Source organism: Streptomyces sp. LaPpAH-108, assembly GCF_000373625.1.
Lineage (GTDB): Bacteria > Actinomycetota > Actinomycetes > Streptomycetales > Streptomycetaceae > Streptomyces.
Window position 1 is genome coordinate 1,001,320 of the sequence record NZ_KB891987.1, and the last position, 16,790, is coordinate 1,018,109.

General features: G+C 64.1%; 10 protein-coding genes. All 10 read right to left on the reverse strand.

Going from position 1 to position 16,790, the window contains the following annotated elements:
* Positions 1-17 precede the first annotated feature (17 nt).
* Positions 18-578, reverse strand: a complete 561-nt coding sequence (locus B079_RS0104590; RefSeq protein ID WP_018544604.1) for a glycoside hydrolase family 25 protein — start codon at positions 576-578, stop codon at positions 18-20.
* Between the two features lie 268 nt (positions 579-846).
* Positions 847-1,842, reverse strand: coding sequence for an aldo/keto reductase (locus tag B079_RS0104595; RefSeq protein ID WP_026248352.1), 996 nt, complete (start codon positions 1,840-1,842; stop codon positions 847-849).
* A gap of 10 nt (positions 1,843-1,852) precedes the next feature.
* On the reverse strand, positions 1,853-3,535 hold the full coding sequence (locus B079_RS0104600) for a DUF885 domain-containing protein (protein ID WP_018544606.1): 1,683 nt from the start codon (positions 3,533-3,535) through the stop codon (positions 1,853-1,855).
* A 407-nt stretch (positions 3,536-3,942) separates the two neighbouring features.
* A complete protein-coding gene (locus B079_RS33620) occupies positions 3,943-4,170 on the reverse strand; it encodes an acyl carrier protein (protein WP_158684938.1) in 228 nt (75 codons plus the stop codon).
* Positions 4,171-4,215: 45 nt separating this feature from the next.
* Positions 4,216-5,775, reverse strand: coding sequence for an amino acid adenylation domain-containing protein (locus B079_RS0104610; protein WP_026248353.1), 1,560 nt, complete (start codon positions 5,773-5,775; stop codon positions 4,216-4,218).
* Positions 5,776-5,812: 37 nt separating this feature from the next.
* A complete protein-coding gene (locus tag B079_RS0104615; protein ID WP_078495830.1) occupies positions 5,813-7,501 on the reverse strand; it encodes a 2-isopropylmalate synthase in 1,689 nt (562 codons plus the stop codon).
* 101 nt (positions 7,502-7,602) lie between these two features.
* Positions 7,603-8,865: an MFS transporter gene (locus B079_RS31325; protein WP_051094997.1), complete on the reverse strand. Its 1,263-nt coding sequence runs from the start codon at positions 8,863-8,865 to the stop codon at positions 7,603-7,605.
* 237 nt (positions 8,866-9,102) lie between these two features.
* The gene (locus B079_RS0104625; protein ID WP_018544611.1) at positions 9,103-9,693 is read right to left on the reverse strand and encodes a 2OG-Fe(II) oxygenase; all 591 of its coding nucleotides are present in this window, start codon (positions 9,691-9,693) and stop codon (positions 9,103-9,105) included.
* Entirely contained in the window at positions 9,690-13,616 is a 3,927-nt protein-coding gene (locus tag B079_RS0104630; protein ID WP_018544612.1) for a non-ribosomal peptide synthetase, read from the reverse strand. Before B079_RS0104630 ends, B079_RS0104625 begins: the two co-directional genes overlap by 4 nt.
* A complete protein-coding gene (locus B079_RS0104635; protein WP_158684939.1) occupies positions 13,609-16,785 on the reverse strand; it encodes a non-ribosomal peptide synthetase in 3,177 nt (1,058 codons plus the stop codon). Before B079_RS0104635 ends, B079_RS0104630 begins: the two co-directional genes overlap by 8 nt.
* Between the last annotated feature and the right edge of the window lie 5 nt (positions 16,786-16,790).

Consider the following 16,790-nt stretch of genomic DNA (forward strand, 5'->3'; position numbering starts at 1 on the left):
CGCCCGGTGCCTCCCGCTCACTTGCCGAGGTGCGCCCAGGCCACCAGGGCGGCCTTGCTGGAGAAGTCGGCCACGTCCTTGTCGAGCGGTTCGCTGGTGTACTGGTGGAACCGCCACTTCGCCTTGATGCGCGGCTTGCCCGCGCTCACATAGTCGGCGATCCACAGGCCGTCACCGGCGTACGAGGTCGTGTCCACGTTCAGCCAGTAGTTCCGGTTGGTGTACAGCACCACCCGGTTCTTCGGGCGCAGTTGCTTCACCTTGCGGATGAACGCGTCCTTCTCCGCGTTGCTGGCGTGGGTGCCGTCGCCGGTGGTCTCCCAGTCGACGGCCAGGATGTCCCCGGGCTTGTCCGGCGCCTTCGCCACGAAGTACTCCGCCTGCGCGGTGAGATTGCCGGGCCACAGGAAGTGATAGAAGCCCACGACCAGACCGGCGTCCCGCGCGGTCTTCGTCTGGGCCGCGAGTCTGGAGTTGACGTACGACCGGCCCTCCGTCGCCTTGATGAAGACGAAGGAGAGCCCGTCGGTGTCGTACGACGAGGACTGGTAGGCGCTGACATCGATCCCATGGAGCATGCAGGGGTTGTGCCCCCGAGAGGGCCACTCGGAACATACGACTCCGCGCTCAAACCCGGGAACGCCCGAGCGAAACGTGTGATCACCCCGGTGGAGCTGCGTGCGCACATCATCAGCACACCTTAGGAACCAGTGAAGGAATTATCGATGGCCGAGCTAAACCTGGCCGAGGTGTGACTGCCGAATCACCAACTCGGCGTCGGAAGCAGCAAAACGAGTGCCACCTTCAGCGCGGAACTCATGGCACCCGCCGTCAGAGGATAGCGATTCACCATTGGTGGTGAACCTGGGGCCGGATAAGTTCGTCGTAGATGTCCCTCACGGCCCGATGCGTGTCTGGGGCCAGCGGGGCTAGGGCGGCGGCGGAGGCGTTCGCGCGCGCCTGCTCGGCGTTGCGTGCGCCCGGGATGACGACACTCACTGCTTCCTGGTCGATGACCCAGCGCAGCGCGAACTGGGCCAGCGTCACGCCCTCGGGTACGAGTGGGCGCAGTCGCTCCACAGCTTCGAGCCCGGTTGCGTAGTCCACGCCCGAGAAGGTCTCACCGACGTCGAAGGACTCACCGCGCCGGTTGTAGGTGCGGTGGTCGTCCGCGCCGAAGACGGTCTTGGCCGTGTACCGCCCAGACAGCAGACCGCTGGCCAGCGGCACGCGCGCGATGACGCCGACTCCCGCCTTTGCAGCAGCCGGCAGTACCTGCTCCAGCGGCTTGAGACGGAAAGCATTCAGCACTATCTGGATTGTGGCCAGGTGCGGACGACGGATCGCGGTCAGTGCCTGCTCGCAGGTTCGGACGCTGACGCCGTATGCCGCGACGGTCCCATCCTCGACCAGAGCGTCGAGCGCGTCAAACACCTCGTCGCTGGCATACACCGGATCCGGCGGGCAATGCAACTGCACCAGATCGAGCCGCTCTACCCCCAGATTGCGACGCGAACGGTCGGTCCATGCACGGAAGTTGGCGGCGTTGTAATTCTCCGGTATCTGAGCTGCCCGCCGACCCATCTTTGTCCCCACGGTCAACTCCCCCGTGTGGCCCGTCTGCCCGTGCGATCGCAGGAGTGCGCCGATGATCCGTTCGCTTCGTCCATCCCCGTACTCGTCGGCGGTGTCAATGAAATTCACGCCCGACTCAAGCGCCGTACTCAGCGTATTGAGGGCGTCCCGCTCGTCCACCTGACCCCAGTCCCCGCCGAGTTGCCAGGCCCCAAGCCCGATCACTCCGACCTTCCTACCGGTACGTCCCAGCATTCTGTTCTCCATGATTTTGACTCTAGGGGAGAGGCAGTTTCGTGTGCCGAGGCCGGGGCGCGGTCACTTTCGCCGTCCAATCGGCCACCACGTCGTCCAACACGGCCATCGGCAGGGCTCCGCCGCCCAGTACCAGGTCGTGGAAGGCTCGCACATCGAAGGCCGCGCCCAGTTTCTTCTCGGCCCGGGTCCGCAGTCGTTGGATCTCCAAGCGTCCGACCATGTACGACAGTGCCTGGCCTGGCATCTCGATGTAGCGGTCGGTCTCGGACTGGATCTCCACCTCCGACATCACTGTATTGCTCCGCAGATAGTCCACCACGCGCTGACGACTCCAACCGAAGGCGTGCAGCCCGGTGTCCACGACCAGTCGAGCCGCCCGGGTCGAGTCCATCGCTAGCATCCCGAGCCGCGCGATGTCGTCGGAATACAAACCCATCTCGTCGGCCAGCCTCTCGGCATACAGCCCCCAGCCTTCGCTGTACGAGTTGATCAATACCAAGCGGCGAAGCTGCGGCAGTTTGGCCAACTCCTGGGCGACTGTGACCTGTAGATGGTGACCGGGCACCGCCTCGTGGAATGTCAGCGCCTCCGCCACGGACCGGTCCCGTTCGGTTGCCCGGTGAGTGTTGACGAGGTAGGTACCGGGACGCGAGCCGTCCAGCGTCGGCGGGCTGTACCAGGCGGCAGCGGCGTTCGGCGCGTCCGCCTCCGGGGTGGGCTCCAGGACACATCCATGCGAGGGAAGCTGTCCGAACCAATCCGGAGCCGCACCCTCCGCGCGATCGATCGAAGCCTGAGCGGATGCCATCAACTCCGCCGCACTGCCCCAACGCAACGCCGGATCCGTACGCAACCTGTGATGTACCTCGGCGACAGTGCGTACCCCGAAAACGCTGGAGCCGATCGCTACGTATTCCTCCGCCAGTTGCTCGATCAGTTCGAGACCGGTCCGGTGCAGTTGCTCGGGCGTGCGGTCGGTTGTCGTGTGGACGCGCGTGAGGGCGGCGTACGCTGCCTCCCCGTCCGGCAGCCAGCACAGGCCCACTTGTTCGGGAGAACGGCCGTGTGGCGCGATGTCTGTCTCCAACACGTCACGGTAGGCGGCGAATGCCGGCCGTACCGCGTCCTCGAGCAGACGATCCCGCTCGGCTGCCCGTGAGCCGGTCAGGACCGCCCCGCGGAATGGATCGTGAGCTGTGTCGGAAAGGTAACTGTCCAGGCGGGATATCGCGTAGCGTGCCCGTTCCGCGATCGGGAGTCGGCCAGTAGCCATCCCGCTGCGATGACGAGCCGAAACTTTTGCGAGATAGTCGGGAATCGTGGCTAGCCGCCTGAGATAGCCGCGTTCTTGTTCCACGCCGATTGGTCGGGCGAGAGGCACCATGGTGAGTAGTCGAGCGATCGGCGATACCAGGTAGTCGGCCATGGTGTGTTCGACCAACCGGGCGTCGATCCGATCCGCCACCGCGTTGGCCTGCTGCTTCACCACTGCTTGCGTAACCCAGTCCGGCTCTGATGGGCCAAGCTCACCCGCAGCGGTGGCGATCCTCAGCGCGCGAGCCCGCAACCGGTCCTCTGCCGCCTCATCATGGTCGCTCAGCAGATGGTCATACCCCGACAGGCCCTGAATGAACTCGTTGAGGGGGTCCTCCTGGGCAATAACATCAAGTAGTTCGTCGGCAATCTTAGCCAGAGCGCTCATGCAATCATTCTTTCTGTTCCAGTGCCGTAAGGGTCGGGGTGAGACTGGAGGGCTGCTTCAAGCAGCCTTGGCGAATACCTGAAGACCTGCTGTCATATTTTGACGGCAGGCTTCAGGTCGAGTCAGAATTAGTGGAAGCGGTCGTGGTTTATGTTCAGTCAGCAAAACGTGCCGCGGTCGCCGCCATGTGTCGGCATCGAACATATGGCTGTGGTTTAGGCTGGGTTACAAAGCGGCATCATAATGACGCGGCTCTACTTCGGCGATTCTGCCTGAGTGCAGGTCAGGCTCGTGCCGATCCGGCGAAAACATCCATGATGATCAGGAGGTCTGGCGGCCCAAGTATCCGCTGACAGACTTGACAGTTGCGCTGCCGAATCCTTCTGTGCTAGCAAACGTTTGAGTGATCATTCGGTAGGCAGTATCTCTATGATGTGCATCGAGATGCTGGTGACCGTTGCTTTTCGGAACAGAAGGTCCATCGGGACCGTTATGCCGATCTTGCTTTGGATATCGCGCTGAACCTTGGTCATACTCAGTGAGTTTCCGCCGAGGCTAAAGAAATTGTCACTGTCGGAAAATTCTTCGAGATTGAGTGCTGTTGCCCAGATGGCACGGATCTTCGAAGCGATCATTGTAGGTTCACTCCTCATGGGTGAAATATGCTGGCGCTCGGGCGATCAGGCCGTGGTCATGGCGGCCAGTGCCCGGCGGTCGGTCTTCCCGTTCGGGTTGAGCGGGAAAGACTCAAGGACGAAAAACCGCTGCGGGATCATGTTGTGAGGCAACACGCGCGTCAAGTCCGCGTACAGGCTCCGAGTGTCGAGAGAACTTGCCGCTGGCAGCACATAGGCGACCAGACGCAACTCTCCGGACTGGTCGGGCAGGCCCAGCACCACCACGTCCTCCACGAGTTCGTGGCTGCGCACGCCGTGTTCTACGTCTCCCAGGTCCATGCGCATGCCGCGGATCTTCACCTGATCGTCCACCCGGCCGACGACCACCAGTTCCCCGTCTGCGGTGACATAGCCACGGTCACCGGTCCGGTAGATACGCGTCGGACCGTCTTCGCTGGGCAACTCGGTGAAGCGCCGGATATCTGTCGGTGATGCGTTGAGGTAACCCGCACTGACGCTCAGGCCCGAGATGCAGATCTCCCCAGGAACACCGTCCGGTACTTCTGACAGGCAATCGTCAAGAATGCGTATATCGGTGTTGTATACGGGGGGCCCCGCAGGCGTTGCCACCCCCTGATATCGGGAATAGTCATTCAACGAGTGGGAGCTGGCCACATCCGTGCATTCGGCCACCCCGTACTGGTGCAACAGGGCGCAGGTGTTGTTCTCCTGTGTAGCCCATTCCTCGACCCGAGACACGGACAGCGGCTCACCACCGATGAAAACGTGACCCACCCGGGTCAGGGCGCTGCCGCCGACCGCCAGCTCGTGCTCGATCAGCACGTAGAGGGTGCTGGGCGCGCAGTGGAGCTGCCTCACTCTCCTCTTCTCGATGATTTGATAGGCCATCGCCGGATCGAACATTCGGCTGGGCAGCAAGTGGATGGCAGCTCCGCAGAACAGCGGTGCCATCAAGCCACGCTGACTTATGTCGAATCCAAAAGAGCTGACAGTCAGACCGCTGGCAGCATCGTCGAGTTGGTACTCCAGACGCAGCCACTGCAGCAGGTTGTACCAGCCCTCATGGCGAATGGCTGTCGCTTTCGGGGTTCCGGTCGAGCCGGAGGTGAACACCACATAGCACAAGTCTTTATTGCCGACATCGACCTTGGGGTTCGATGTGGGCTCGGCTACGAGAGCGTCGGCCAACTCCTCAATGAGGATCAGTTCGCCAGTTGTCTCCTCGAGCAGGTCGTAGGTGTCCGCCGAGGCGATATTCAGCTTGTTTTGAGGGAGCTGGGAGGTCATCAGACGCAACCGCTCCGCGGGGTAGGTCGGATCCAGCGGCACGTATGCCGCACCCGCCTTCATAATTCCGAGAATGCTGACGACGAGCTCCGGTATGCGGTCCAGGCATACGCCGATAACTGATCCGCGACCCACGCCACGTGATATCAGATGGTGAGCAAAGCGATTCGCTCGGTCATTGAGTTCGGCGTAGGTTAGCTCTGATCCGCTACAAGTGAGAGCGATCCGGTCGGGTGCCAGCCGCACATGGGACTCGAACGCTCGGTGAACGACCAGGTCTTCAGGAAGCAAGACATGCCGACCTTTGAGAACCATGCGAAGGGTTCCTCTCGAGATAGGGGCTAGAAGCGGTTCAGGGCGCCAGAGCTCGACAGACAGCGGAAGTGACGGCGTTCAGGCAGGCACCGTCCCGGTCAGCGGCCAGCCCGGTGCCGTACCACGACGCCCCGTTCATGTTGATCAGCGCGTAGCCCACGAAGCCGCTGCCGAGGGCCTCTCCGACAGTGTGTTCTGTCAGCTCCACTAGCTCACATGTCAAACCGGCATCCAGAAGGGCATCCACATAGGCGTCGGCGGCGTCGGCGCCAGTTCCGCTCAGTCGCGCCTCTGTCTCGCTGCCCCACGCGATGAGGGCGTCCACGCTGGTAGTGGACTCCGCGCGTGTTGCGCGAAATTCCTTGACCAGAAGTGCCGGCTGCGCGACATCGAGGTATTCCTCGGTGAAGAGCGCGAAGAGGTCGCGGGACGTCAACTCTCTATCACCGTCGTCGGCTGCACGCTGGACGTGCTTCGCGAACTCCACTCGAAGCCCGCGCGGCAGGTCCAGCCCGTAGGAACTCATCAGCAGGTGAGCTACGCCGCCCTTACCGGACTGGCTGTTGACCCTGACGACCGACTCGTACGTACGTCCCACGTCCTTGGGATCGATGGGCAGGTAGGGAACGTCCCAGGGCACCTCTCCCCACGTAATCCCGGCTTCGGCTGCTTGGCGTTCGATGGCAGCCAGCCCCTTGGCGATGGCGTCCTGGTGTGTTCCCGAGAATGCGGTGTACACGAGGTCGCCGACATAAGGATGACGGGAGGAGACGGGGAGCCGGTTGGCGAGTTCGACCGTACGGCGGATCTCGTCCATGTTCGAGAAGTCCAGCTGAGGGTCGATGCCCTGGCTGAAGAGGTTCAGTGCCAGCGTCGCCAGACATACGTTGCCAGTACGCTCGCCGTTGCCGAAAAGAGTGCCTTCGATCCGGTCCGCCCCGGCGAGCACTGCCAGCTCGGCAGAGGCCACAGCCGTGCCACGGTCATTGTGCGGATGGACAGAGAGGATGATGCCGTCCCGGCCATCGAGATTTCGGTGCATCCATTCGATCTGGTCCGCGTAGACGTTGGGGGAGTCGGTTTCCACAGTGCTCGGGAGGTTGAGCGTGACCGGGTGGTCCGGGCTCGCGTCCCAGAGCGCCGTGACGGTGTTCGCCACTTGGAGAGCGAAATCGAGTTCTGTCACGTTGAATGTTTCCAGCGAATACTCGAACCGCAGGTCCGTGCCCTTGGCCGCACTCGCCTTTCGGGCGATGTGCTCGGCCGATCGGACGGCCATCGCCTGCACCTCGTCAGCGCTCATGTCGAACACGACGTCCCGCCACAGGCAGGCCGTCGCATTGCACAGATGCACCATCGCCCGGTCCGCGCCCTTGATGGCCTGGAACGTCCGGTCTATCAGGTCCAGCCGAGCTGGGGTGAAGACAGAGATGATGACATCGTCCGGGATCTCATCGCGCTCGATGAGCCTACGTACGAAGGAGAAGTCGGCCTCGCTCGCCGAGGGGTACCCGACCTCGATCTCCTTGAATCCCATGCGCACGAGCAAGTCGAACATGAGTTGTTTGCGCTCGACATCCATCGGGCTGCTCAGTGATTGGTTCCCATCCCGAAGGTCGACCGAGGCCCACAGCGGGGCCTTGACCAGCGTATTGGCCGGCCAGCCGCGGTCGGTTACTTCGTGCGGAATCGGAGGCGCGGGTCGTTCGTAGCGTTGGAAGGGCATGGAGGATCCGCGCTGAAGGTTCCACCACGGCTGATGCGGACCGCGAGGTCCGGCAGGTGGCCGGATTCCGGGCATTGTCATCGCTCTCTCCGATATTGGGGTCATGCTGTCTCTCCCGAGTCGTAAGGAATGCTCAGATCGCGTGTGGTGGCGGCAGGGGCGCTGGATCTGTCGGTTTTATGCCGCTCTGTGGGGCCGAGTGTTCCTCGTGCGGACCGTAGGAGCGGTATCAGAACCAGCGCGACCACGACGGCGAGGGCGGCGTTCGTGGCTATCCCCGCCGAAGCAGAGGTGGCCTCGGCTACCGCGCCCGCAAAGGCGGCGCCAAGTCCTTGCATGGTGCGCATGCCGGATGTGTACAGCCCCAGCGCCTGTCCACTCAGTTCTTGGGGAGTCAGCGACAACAGGCGTTCCTGAAATACCCAGTTGGCCGAGTAGCCTACGGTGGCGAGCGTGACGGCAACCAAGGCCAGGGGCAGCGGTGGGCGGAATACGAAGATCAGGTATGGAGTGGCGAGCAGCAGCAACAGTGGTACCCCTAGGCGCTCCCTATGCCGCCGGGAAAGGAGCCGACCTGTGAGGATGTCGCCGACCAGCATGCCGAACGCGCCGAAGGCGAAGAGGAAGCCTGCGCCCTGGGGTGAGTAGGCCACGTATAGAGACTCGCAGCCGACGACCAACCCGCACGGCAGCCAGAAGGCAAGGTAGACGTAGCGGCGTGGCCTGGAGGACCACAGGTTTACGTTGACCCGCCAGGTTTCGGCCGCCGATGTCTGCCCAGAGGCGCGCGGTGACCGCTGGCTGAGGCCGACCCGGGCGGCAAGCGACGCGACGGCATAGAGGCCGGCGCCGATGAGCAGGGCGTCACGCGGTGACAATGCCGTAGTGAGCACACCGCCGACCGCATATCCGCAGATCTGCATGATCCCGGCAGACATGCTGAGTACCGAACTGCCCAGCACGTATCCCTCGCTTGGCAAGATCTCGTTGAGTAGTCCGTAGCACACCCCCGCGCCGAGTGCGGCGCTGACTCCCTGGCTCAGGAGGATGGTGAAGATAATCCACAAGGGCAGACCGGGGATGGCCTGTGCGGCCGTACTCAGAGCGAAGATCAGACTCATGCCGGTCAGCACGGCTCGGGGCGGCAGCCGATCGGCTCCCGACAGGAGCGTTGTCGCACCGACCACCTGCGCCAGGGACGGCCCGAACATGGCGAGTGTGGACAGCAACGGTGAGCCGGTCGCTGTGTAGATCAGTGTGCTGAGAGCTAGCCCGCTGACCGTTTGGGCAGCTATCTGCCCGGAGTACGCAAGGAAGAGAGATGTGAACTCCGGTGTCCGGAACAGTTCGCGATAAGTGCGCATCGCCGCCATCTCACTGACCGTGCCGCGGTGCGTCAGAGCGAACTCGAAGGCCGGGGTGAAGGGATCGGCCGGGTGTAGCGGGGCATACCGAAGCATCCCCACTCCGTCCGGGCCAGGATCCTTGCTCCACCCCCCAGCTCACCCCGGATACGACTGGACTGACCGAGATCATCTAGAAGGGTTCCTCTCGAGAGGGCTCGTACGCGAGGCCGTCTGGCCGGCGGAGGCCCGACGGCATCAGTACATGAAGAGGATTAGTGACATCCGCTTGCCGGACTCCACCACGCTCACGGCGTGCTGAAGTTCCGGCTTGGCCACGAGGATGTCGCCGCGGTTCACCCGGAAGCGGCGCTCGTCAGCGGAGTCGATATGAGCGATGAAGTCACCACCGGTGTAGTCATCGGAGAGCCCCATCACGACGCTGATTCGGTATGCCGGGTTGGACTCGTGGTCGTTATGGGAGCCGACTTCGTCGCCCGGATAGAGGAAGTTTGTCTGCGCTCGGCGTACTGCCACCTCGTTCAGGCTGAAACAGTCGGCCCAGAACGCCAGCGCCTGAGGTGAGGCCACGATGTCCAGGATTTGCTGGGCGATCTCAGGTGCCTCGACCTTGGCGGACTCGTAACCCCTTGCTTCCCTGGCGACGTCCACCGGGTCGACGAGGATGCGTCCGACGCCGAGCCGGTTCTCCTCCCCGATCCCGTCCGGGTGCGGCAGCTTCAAGCAGAGAGCGATCAGCTCGTCGATCTCATGTGCCGAGTAGGGATGCTCCCCCACTCCGAGCAGTGCGACGCCGTCGTTGTGCAGCGCCTCTTTGACTGAATTCATAGCGTGTTCCCCTCTGTTTTTGAGTAGTTGTCAAGTAGGGCACGCGTGGCGACCGCACGCACCTGCTTGGCGAGTTCGTGGATGACGGCAGGGTGCAGCACCCCGAAGTGGTCGGCCGCCACCTCGCTGATCTGGAGTTGCGGAATGATGTCGGCCCAGCCGCGGCAGTCGTCGTAACCGCTGTCGGCCATTCCGGGGTAGCCGTGACCTGCGCGGATCAGATGGACTGGGAAGCTTGCTCTCCCACTGGGCTGGTAGGTCCTGAACGCCTCGGTCGTCGCGGTGACCATGGCGGCCAGCGCGTGGATGTCCGCTGCGCCGAGGCCATCGGGGATAAGGCCGTGCTCGCGCAGGGTGGCGATCCCGTCCGTGTCGTCCTCTGCTGGTTCACTACTCGGCGTAGGAACCCAACTGTCGAACATGACCACGGCCGCCGGTTCCACGCCGTGCATGCTCAAGGCCATGCCCAGCTCGTAAGCGAGGACTCCACCGAAGGACCAGCCGGCGAGGACAACTGGCCCCTCTGCTGCCGCCTGCTCCACGGCGGGCAACAACTTTGCAACGAAGTCCGGAACTGTCTGTGGGGGTATTCCACCGAACCCGGGAGCGTTGAAACCCAGGACGGAGAACGTGGGTGCGAGCTCCTGGCTCAGCGGGACGTAAGGCAGTGCCGAACCGGATGCGGGAGGCAGCAGGATCAGCTTTGGCGCGTTTGGCACACCCGCCAGGGGGATGAGCGGATCGCTCGGTGCCATGCGTGAGCGCAGGAGATCGGCCAGCAGTGCCACGGTAGGAAAGCGAGTCAGATCCGCGATACCGGGTCGGAAGCCTGTGCGCCCTTCCATGACAACGGCCAGCCGCAACAACAGCATTGAGTTGCCGCCCAGTTCAAAGAAGGTGGCTTCCCGATCGGAAACGTCGTGTCCCAGTACTTCCTCGAAAGCGGCATGGACCTCCCGTTCCACGGCGTCGCTTCCAGTGCCGACGGTGCCGTTGCGCCGCTCTGCATGGTGCGCCTGCCATACCTCTGTCAGCGCTTTGGTGTCCGTTTTGCCATTGATGTTCAGCGGCAGCTGCGGCAGCTCGAGCAACGTTCGCGGAACGAACTGCCGTTGCAGACGTGTTACGGCCCAGCTGCGCAGCTTGTTGGGGTCGACCGTAGTGCCCTGACACGGTGTACAGAAGGCGACCAGTTCCGTTGCGCTGCCCTCACCAAGCACGAGCACTCTGGCCGAAGCGACCGACGGATGCGCAGTGAGTGCCGCCTCGATCTCGGCTGGCTCAATGCGCACGCCATGCAGCTTCACCTGGCGGTCTAGCCGACCCAGGTACTCGAACCCGCCGTCGGGCAGCTGACGCGCACCGTCACCGGTGCGGTAAAGGCGACGCCCTGGCTCGGCGCTGAACGGATCCGGTACGAATCGCTCTGCCGTGAGCACGGGCTGTCCCCAGTAGCCGATCGCGGTGCCCAGCTCTCCGCCGATGTAAAGCTCGCCGGGCAGACCCACCGGAACCGGGCGCAGTTCCGCATCCAGGACGTGAAGCCGGGTGTGCGGCAGAGCCATGCCGATGGGCACGGGCCCGCCGCCATCGTGAGGAGCGCAGGTGTATGCCGTCACTGCGTTGGTCTCGGTCGGGCCGTAGAGGTTGACCAAGGTGGCCGAGAGTCGACGATGTACCTGGTCCCGCAGGGCGTTGGTGAGTTGCTCTCCGGCCGACAACAGGTAGCGCAGGCTAGTGCAATGTGCTGCCGCGGGCTCGTCGAGAAAATGTTCGAGGATGGATGGCACGAAGTTGGCCACCGTTACACGCTGCCGTCGGATCAGCTCGGCTAGGTGAGCCGGGTCGGAGTGCGCGCTAGGCCTTGCCACGACCAGTGCGGCCCCGTGCTGGAGCGGCCAAAAGAGTTCCCACAGCGATACGTCGAAGCCGTATGGGGTCTTCAGAAGCACCCGGTCGTCGGCACTGAGCGGCATGCTGCTCTGCAGCCAGTCCAGGAAGGCCTGTTGGGCGTCGGCCGGAAACGCGACTAGTTTCGGGGTGCCAGTCGACCCGGAGGTGTACAGCAGATGTGAGTAGCCGCCCGGCGCGACGGGCGAGGTCCGTCGGTCGGCAAGGGCGAGCGTGTCGTCGGCCGCATCCAGCACATGCCACGGGCCATTAGGCAGCAGGGCCCGCGTGGCCTCGTGAACCACAATGGCTTGTACTCCGGCCGAGGTCAAAAGCTCGGCCACCCGGGCTGAGGGAGCCGTCGTGTCTATCGGTACGTAGCCGCAGCCGACTGCGGTGACGGCGTGCACGGCGACGACCAAATCGGTGGATCGCTCCAGGAGCAGGGCCACCCGGTCGCCGGGCCGCAGGCCCACCTGACGCAGTCGTTCCGCCGCCCGGGCCACTCGGTCAGCGAGGGAAGCATAGTTCTCAGTGCCTCCGTACTCGTCGATTAGGGCTATGGCCTGCGGGGTTCGGTTGGCCTGACGGAATAGGCCGTCAGCGAGGTTGATACAGCCCGTGGCCGTGTGCCCCGAATGTTCCGGTAGTGGGGGCTCTGACAGTGGAATCTCGCCGACCCGGGCCTCCGGCTGCCGGACGACCATCCGAAGGGTCGCCAGGAACGCGTCCAGCGCGCCCTTCGCCGCTATCTCGTCCGCCCCACGCTCCGCCCACTCCACAGCCCCCGAGATACTCGTCGCGTGCTCATTGAGGGCGATGGTCAGGTCGAACTTGGCGGTACCGGTGTCGAGATCCTTCACAGCGTGTAGTCGGCCGTTCCACTCGGGCTCCTCGCCGGTGACGCCCAGGTAGGCGAGCATGGTGCGGAACAGCGGGTGGGTGGACTCTCCGCCGCTCGCTCCCGTCAACGCCACCAGTTCGTCGAACGGCATCGGCTGGTGGTCCAGGGCCTCGGTGACTGTCTGCTGCACACGCCGCGCCACGTCAGCGAAGTTGTCGTCGAGCGCAATGTCGGTGCGCAGAGCGAGCGTCCGTACGAAGAAGCCGACGACGCGGTCGAGTGCCGGATCCTCCCGGCCGGCGGCTGGGGAACCAACCACTACCTCCGGGGAGTTTGCGAACCTGCGGAGTACCACCTTGAAGGCGGCAAGGCATACGGCGTAGAGGGTCACGCCGAGTTCGCGGGCAAGCAAGCGCAGCGCACCGGTCAAATCCGCGTCGATGCTGAAGGGAATGAGTCCCCCGCGCAGATGAGGGTCGTTGCTTCCCTCGCGCACGGCGAGCGTGACCGGGACAGGGGCGTCCGCGAGCCGTTCCTTCCAGTAGTCGCTCACCCAGTCCGGGGTTGCCTTGTCGTTGTCGCGTGCCACCCAGTCGACAAAGGTCGTGGCCGGCTGCTCGATCTCTTTCCCAGAGAGAAGCTGGGCTAGGTCCTCATACAGCACGCCGACGGACCAGCCGTCGGTGATGAGATGGTGGAAGACCAGGACCAGTTGCCAGTTCCCGTTCGGCAGGAGCACCGCCGTAGCTCGGTACAACGGAGGTCGGCCCAAGTCGAGAGGGCGATGGGCCGCGCTTATCGTCAACTGCTCGGCGCGGGCCTGGGCCGTAGCCGACGCTAGGCCGGACAGGTCGTGCCACTCCAGGGGGACCTTGCAGGATGCGGTTACTTCCTGCATCGGGGAGGCCAGTGAGCCGGACACCCTCAGCCGAAGCGCCTGATGAACCTCCTGAAGCCGGGCCAATGCCCTTTCCAGTTCCGCCCGTTCGGGAGCATCACTCAAGTCGAGGCGGACCGCGATGTTGTTCTGTGCGGTGCCGGGATACTGCTGTTCAAGGAACCACAGCCGCTGCTGGTCCCGGCTGAGCCGAGCCCGCGCCGCGAACTGCGCGACCGTCCTCTGCCGCGAGTCACGACCACGCAGGAGCAGGTCGATGAGTTCCTGCCGTCGTACGGGCTTTTCAGTCATGGGCGCGCAACGCCTCCAGCATGTTGAGCGCTTCCTCCTCGGAGAGGTCACCGACCAACTGCTCTATGCCCTCATGCACCGCCTCCGCCAGCGCAGCGATGGTGGGACGACTGATGAACCGGCCCATGCGCAGGGTGATCCCGTAGCGCTTTGAGACCGCCCCGAGGACCCGCACTAGACTGAGAGAGGTTCCGCCGACGGTGAAGAAGTCGTCATGTCGCCCGAGGCCCTGGATGTTGAGCACACGTGCCCACTCAGCCGCGATTTCTGCCTCTACCGGGCCGACTGGCCCTTCTGGTCCGGCCTTCGTCGCGAAGGCATGCCGGTCCGGTGCGGGGAGGCTGTCTCTCGCGACTTTCCCGCTCGTCGTGCGAGGAAAGTCAGGCAGTAGAACAAAGGCTCCTGGGACCATGTACCAAGGAAGACGGTGCCGGACGAAGTCGGCTAGGTCGCCCGGGGACGGCTCGTCGTCACCAGCGACGATGTAGGCGGCGAGCTGCACGTTCCCATTGGTGGACCTGCGGGCCACAACCACGCAGCCTGTAACAGCTGGATGCGCGCAGAGCACGTTCTCTATCTCGCCGGGCTCGACGCGGCACCCCTGGATCTTGATCTGCTGGTCCTGCCTGCCCAGGAACTCGTAGAGGCCCGAGCCGAGCTTGCGGACCACGTCTCCCGACCGGTACAAGCGTCCGTCTGGGCAGCCCGGATGGGGCACGAACCGTTCAGCTGTGATCACCGGCCGGTTCTGGTATCCCCAGGCCACACCACCGAGGCCGCTGACACACAGCTCGCCGGGCACATCCGTGGGCACTGGCTGGAGCGCGCGGTCGACGACACGCATCGAGTAGACGCCGATCTCTCGGCCCAGTAGCGTCGATGCCGACGGCACATCGTCGTCGGTGCCGTCCCAGACTGTTACCTCGGCCGTCTCGGTCTGCCCGTACTGGATGTGCACCTCGGCACCGAAGTGGTTGTGAGCACGCCGCAGCAGACTCGTTGGCACCGCTTCACCGCTCGCGATCACCCAGCGCAGCGCCGGGTAGTTACCGGCTTCGACTGCACTCAGGTAGGTCTCCAGTGCGACGGGCACGAAGTGGACCAGCACGACAGGCTCTGTGCGCAGCACCTGACGCAGGTAGTCGGGATCGGCCTCCCGGTTCGGCTCAGCGATCAGCACCTCCGCGCCCGTGAGGAGCGGTAGGAAGATCTCCCAGAGGGATATGTCGAACACCAGTGGTGTCTTGGCCAGTACCGCGTCGCCCGGTCCCGTCGGGTAGGCGTCCCGGAACCAGGCGAGGCGCTGGCTCGCGTCCCGGTGGTCGATGACGACGCCCTTTGGGGTGCCCGTGGACCCGGAGGTGTAATAGATGTACGCGAGATCGTTCGGGCCCACCTGCACTTCGGTGGTCATCTCGGTGGCGTCGTCGTCCGGAACCAGAACCGGGGCGATGTCGGCCAGCTCCGCCACCTCGGACGCCTCGGCCACAATGGCGGATACGGCGGCATCCTCACAGATCGTCCGGACACGTGCCATCGGAAACTTCGGATCGAGCGGTACGAAGGCTGCTCCGGCCTTGAGTATCCCGAGCAGCGCGCAGATCAGGTGCGGTCCTCGGTCGAGTCGGACGCCGATCCGGCTACCGGTCGCGATGCCCGATCTCATGATGCGCGCTGCGAACGCGTTTGCCCTACGGTTAAGTTGACGATATGTCAATTCACCATCGGTCCAGCGGACGGCCACCGCTTCGGGTGTTCGGCGTGCCTGGGCCTCTATGTCGACGTGTGCAGGGTTCTCATCTAGATAGTCCCCGCGGTGGGGGCGTTCGGCGAAGGCTGCCGCCATCTGCTCCGCCGTGAGCAGCGGCAGCTCGGCCACTGGAGTGTCCGGAGCCTGCGCGGCGGACATCAGCAGCTGGACGTAGGCGACAGAGAAACGTTCCGCCCACGAGTGGTCGAACAGGGCAGTGTCGTACTCGAACTCAAACTCGAATTTGTCGGCCCTTTGTTCGACGAGTAGCGTCAGTTCATTCTTCGCGGTCCCGTTGTGCACGTTGATCCGGGTCAGTGAGTGGCCGCCGATCGTGTGCGACGTCTCAACCGGTGTGTTCTGCGGGCCGAACATTGCCTCGTACAGCGGCACGGCTCCTTCCTGACGCTTTCCGGAGAGGCGTACCAGTTCCTGGAACGGCAGCCTTCCGTGTTCGATGCCGTCCGCCACATGCTGGAAGGCCGACGCCACCGCGTCCCGGAAGGTGGTGTCCTCGGCGTAATCCTCCAAGGCCACAACGGTGTTACTCAGATAGCCGAAGGTGTGCTCGGCGTCGGCTGTGAGGCGCCCGGCCAGCGGGAGGCCGATGCTGATCCGCTCGTTGAGCGAGTAGCGGTGAAGAAGCACTCCGAACGCGGCCAGCATGATCGAGAACGGGGACGCGGCAGTCAGTTCCACCAGCTGGCTCACCGTCGGAGCCGGCACTGCGAAGCGATGCACCGCCCCATTCCGCGACGGCTGCCGGTCGTAGCGGCCCAGCCGTAGGGGAGCCGCACCGTCCTGGAGGCGGTCACCCCAGTAGGCACGCTCCCGCTCCGCCTCGGCGGACTCCAGCCATGCATGTTCTTCCAGGGACCACGCCGCGTGTTCCCCGGGGGTGGTGTCAGGGGTGTCACCATCGAGAATCCGCGTCAGGTCTTGCAGAAAGAGCTCCATGGACCAGGAGTCGCAGATGGAATGGTGGAAGACGAAACCGAACGCAGTCTCGTCCGGCGCGACTCGGGCGTGAAGCATGCGGACCAATGGCGGTCGGGATAGGTCGAACGGTTCCGCCGCCACCACGCGCAGTGCCTCGGTGAACTCCTCTGTGCTGGTGCAGAGGATCTCCCGCACCTCGGGGCGCACGGTCGCATGCACCTGTTGGGCCAACCCCTCACCCGTCCAGTGCAGGCCGGTGCGCAACGCATCGTGACGCATGATCAGAACTGCCATGGCGGCTTCGAGCTGGGCGGCGGTCAGCCGCGTGGAGATGTGGTAGCCGAATGGGGCCGCGTAGGGAACGGTGGTCCCATCGGCCTCGGCGGTGAGCCACAGTCTTTCCTGTCCGCTGGAAGCGGGAAGGGTACGGATCTCCGCGTGTGCCACGCTCGGTGTGGGATGTTGGATCTCTGTGTTCATGCTCG

What these genes read in the sequence shown, in the direction of transcription:
- B079_RS0104630 (WP_018544612.1), bottom strand. Translation starts at nt 13,616, where the DNA reads ATGACTGAAAAGCCCGTACGACGGCAGGAACTCATCGACCTGCTCCTG.
- B079_RS0104635 (WP_158684939.1), bottom strand. Translation starts at nt 16,785, where the DNA reads ATGAACACAGAGATCCAACATCCCACACCGAGCGTGGCACACGCGGAG.
- B079_RS0104595 (WP_026248352.1), bottom strand. Translation starts at nt 1,842, where the DNA reads ATGGAGAACAGAATGCTGGGACGTACCGGTAGGAAGGTCGGAGTGATC.
- B079_RS0104615 (WP_078495830.1), bottom strand. Translation starts at nt 7,501, where the DNA reads ATGCCCTTCCAACGCTACGAACGACCCGCGCCTCCGATTCCGCACGAA.
- B079_RS0104625 (WP_018544611.1), bottom strand. Translation starts at nt 9,693, where the DNA reads ATGAATTCAGTCAAAGAGGCGCTGCACAACGACGGCGTCGCACTGCTC.
- B079_RS0104590 (WP_018544604.1), bottom strand. Translation starts at nt 578, where the DNA reads ATGCTCCATGGGATCGATGTCAGCGCCTACCAGTCCTCGTCGTACGAC.
- B079_RS0104600 (WP_018544606.1), bottom strand. Translation starts at nt 3,535, where the DNA reads ATGAGCGCTCTGGCTAAGATTGCCGACGAACTACTTGATGTTATTGCC.
- B079_RS0104610 (WP_026248353.1), bottom strand. Translation starts at nt 5,775, where the DNA reads ATGGTTCTCAAAGGTCGGCATGTCTTGCTTCCTGAAGACCTGGTCGTT.
- B079_RS31325 (WP_051094997.1), bottom strand. Translation starts at nt 8,865, where the DNA reads ATGCGCACTTATCGCGAACTGTTCCGGACACCGGAGTTCACATCTCTC.
- B079_RS33620 (WP_158684938.1), bottom strand. Translation starts at nt 4,170, where the DNA reads ATGATCGCTTCGAAGATCCGTGCCATCTGGGCAACAGCACTCAATCTC.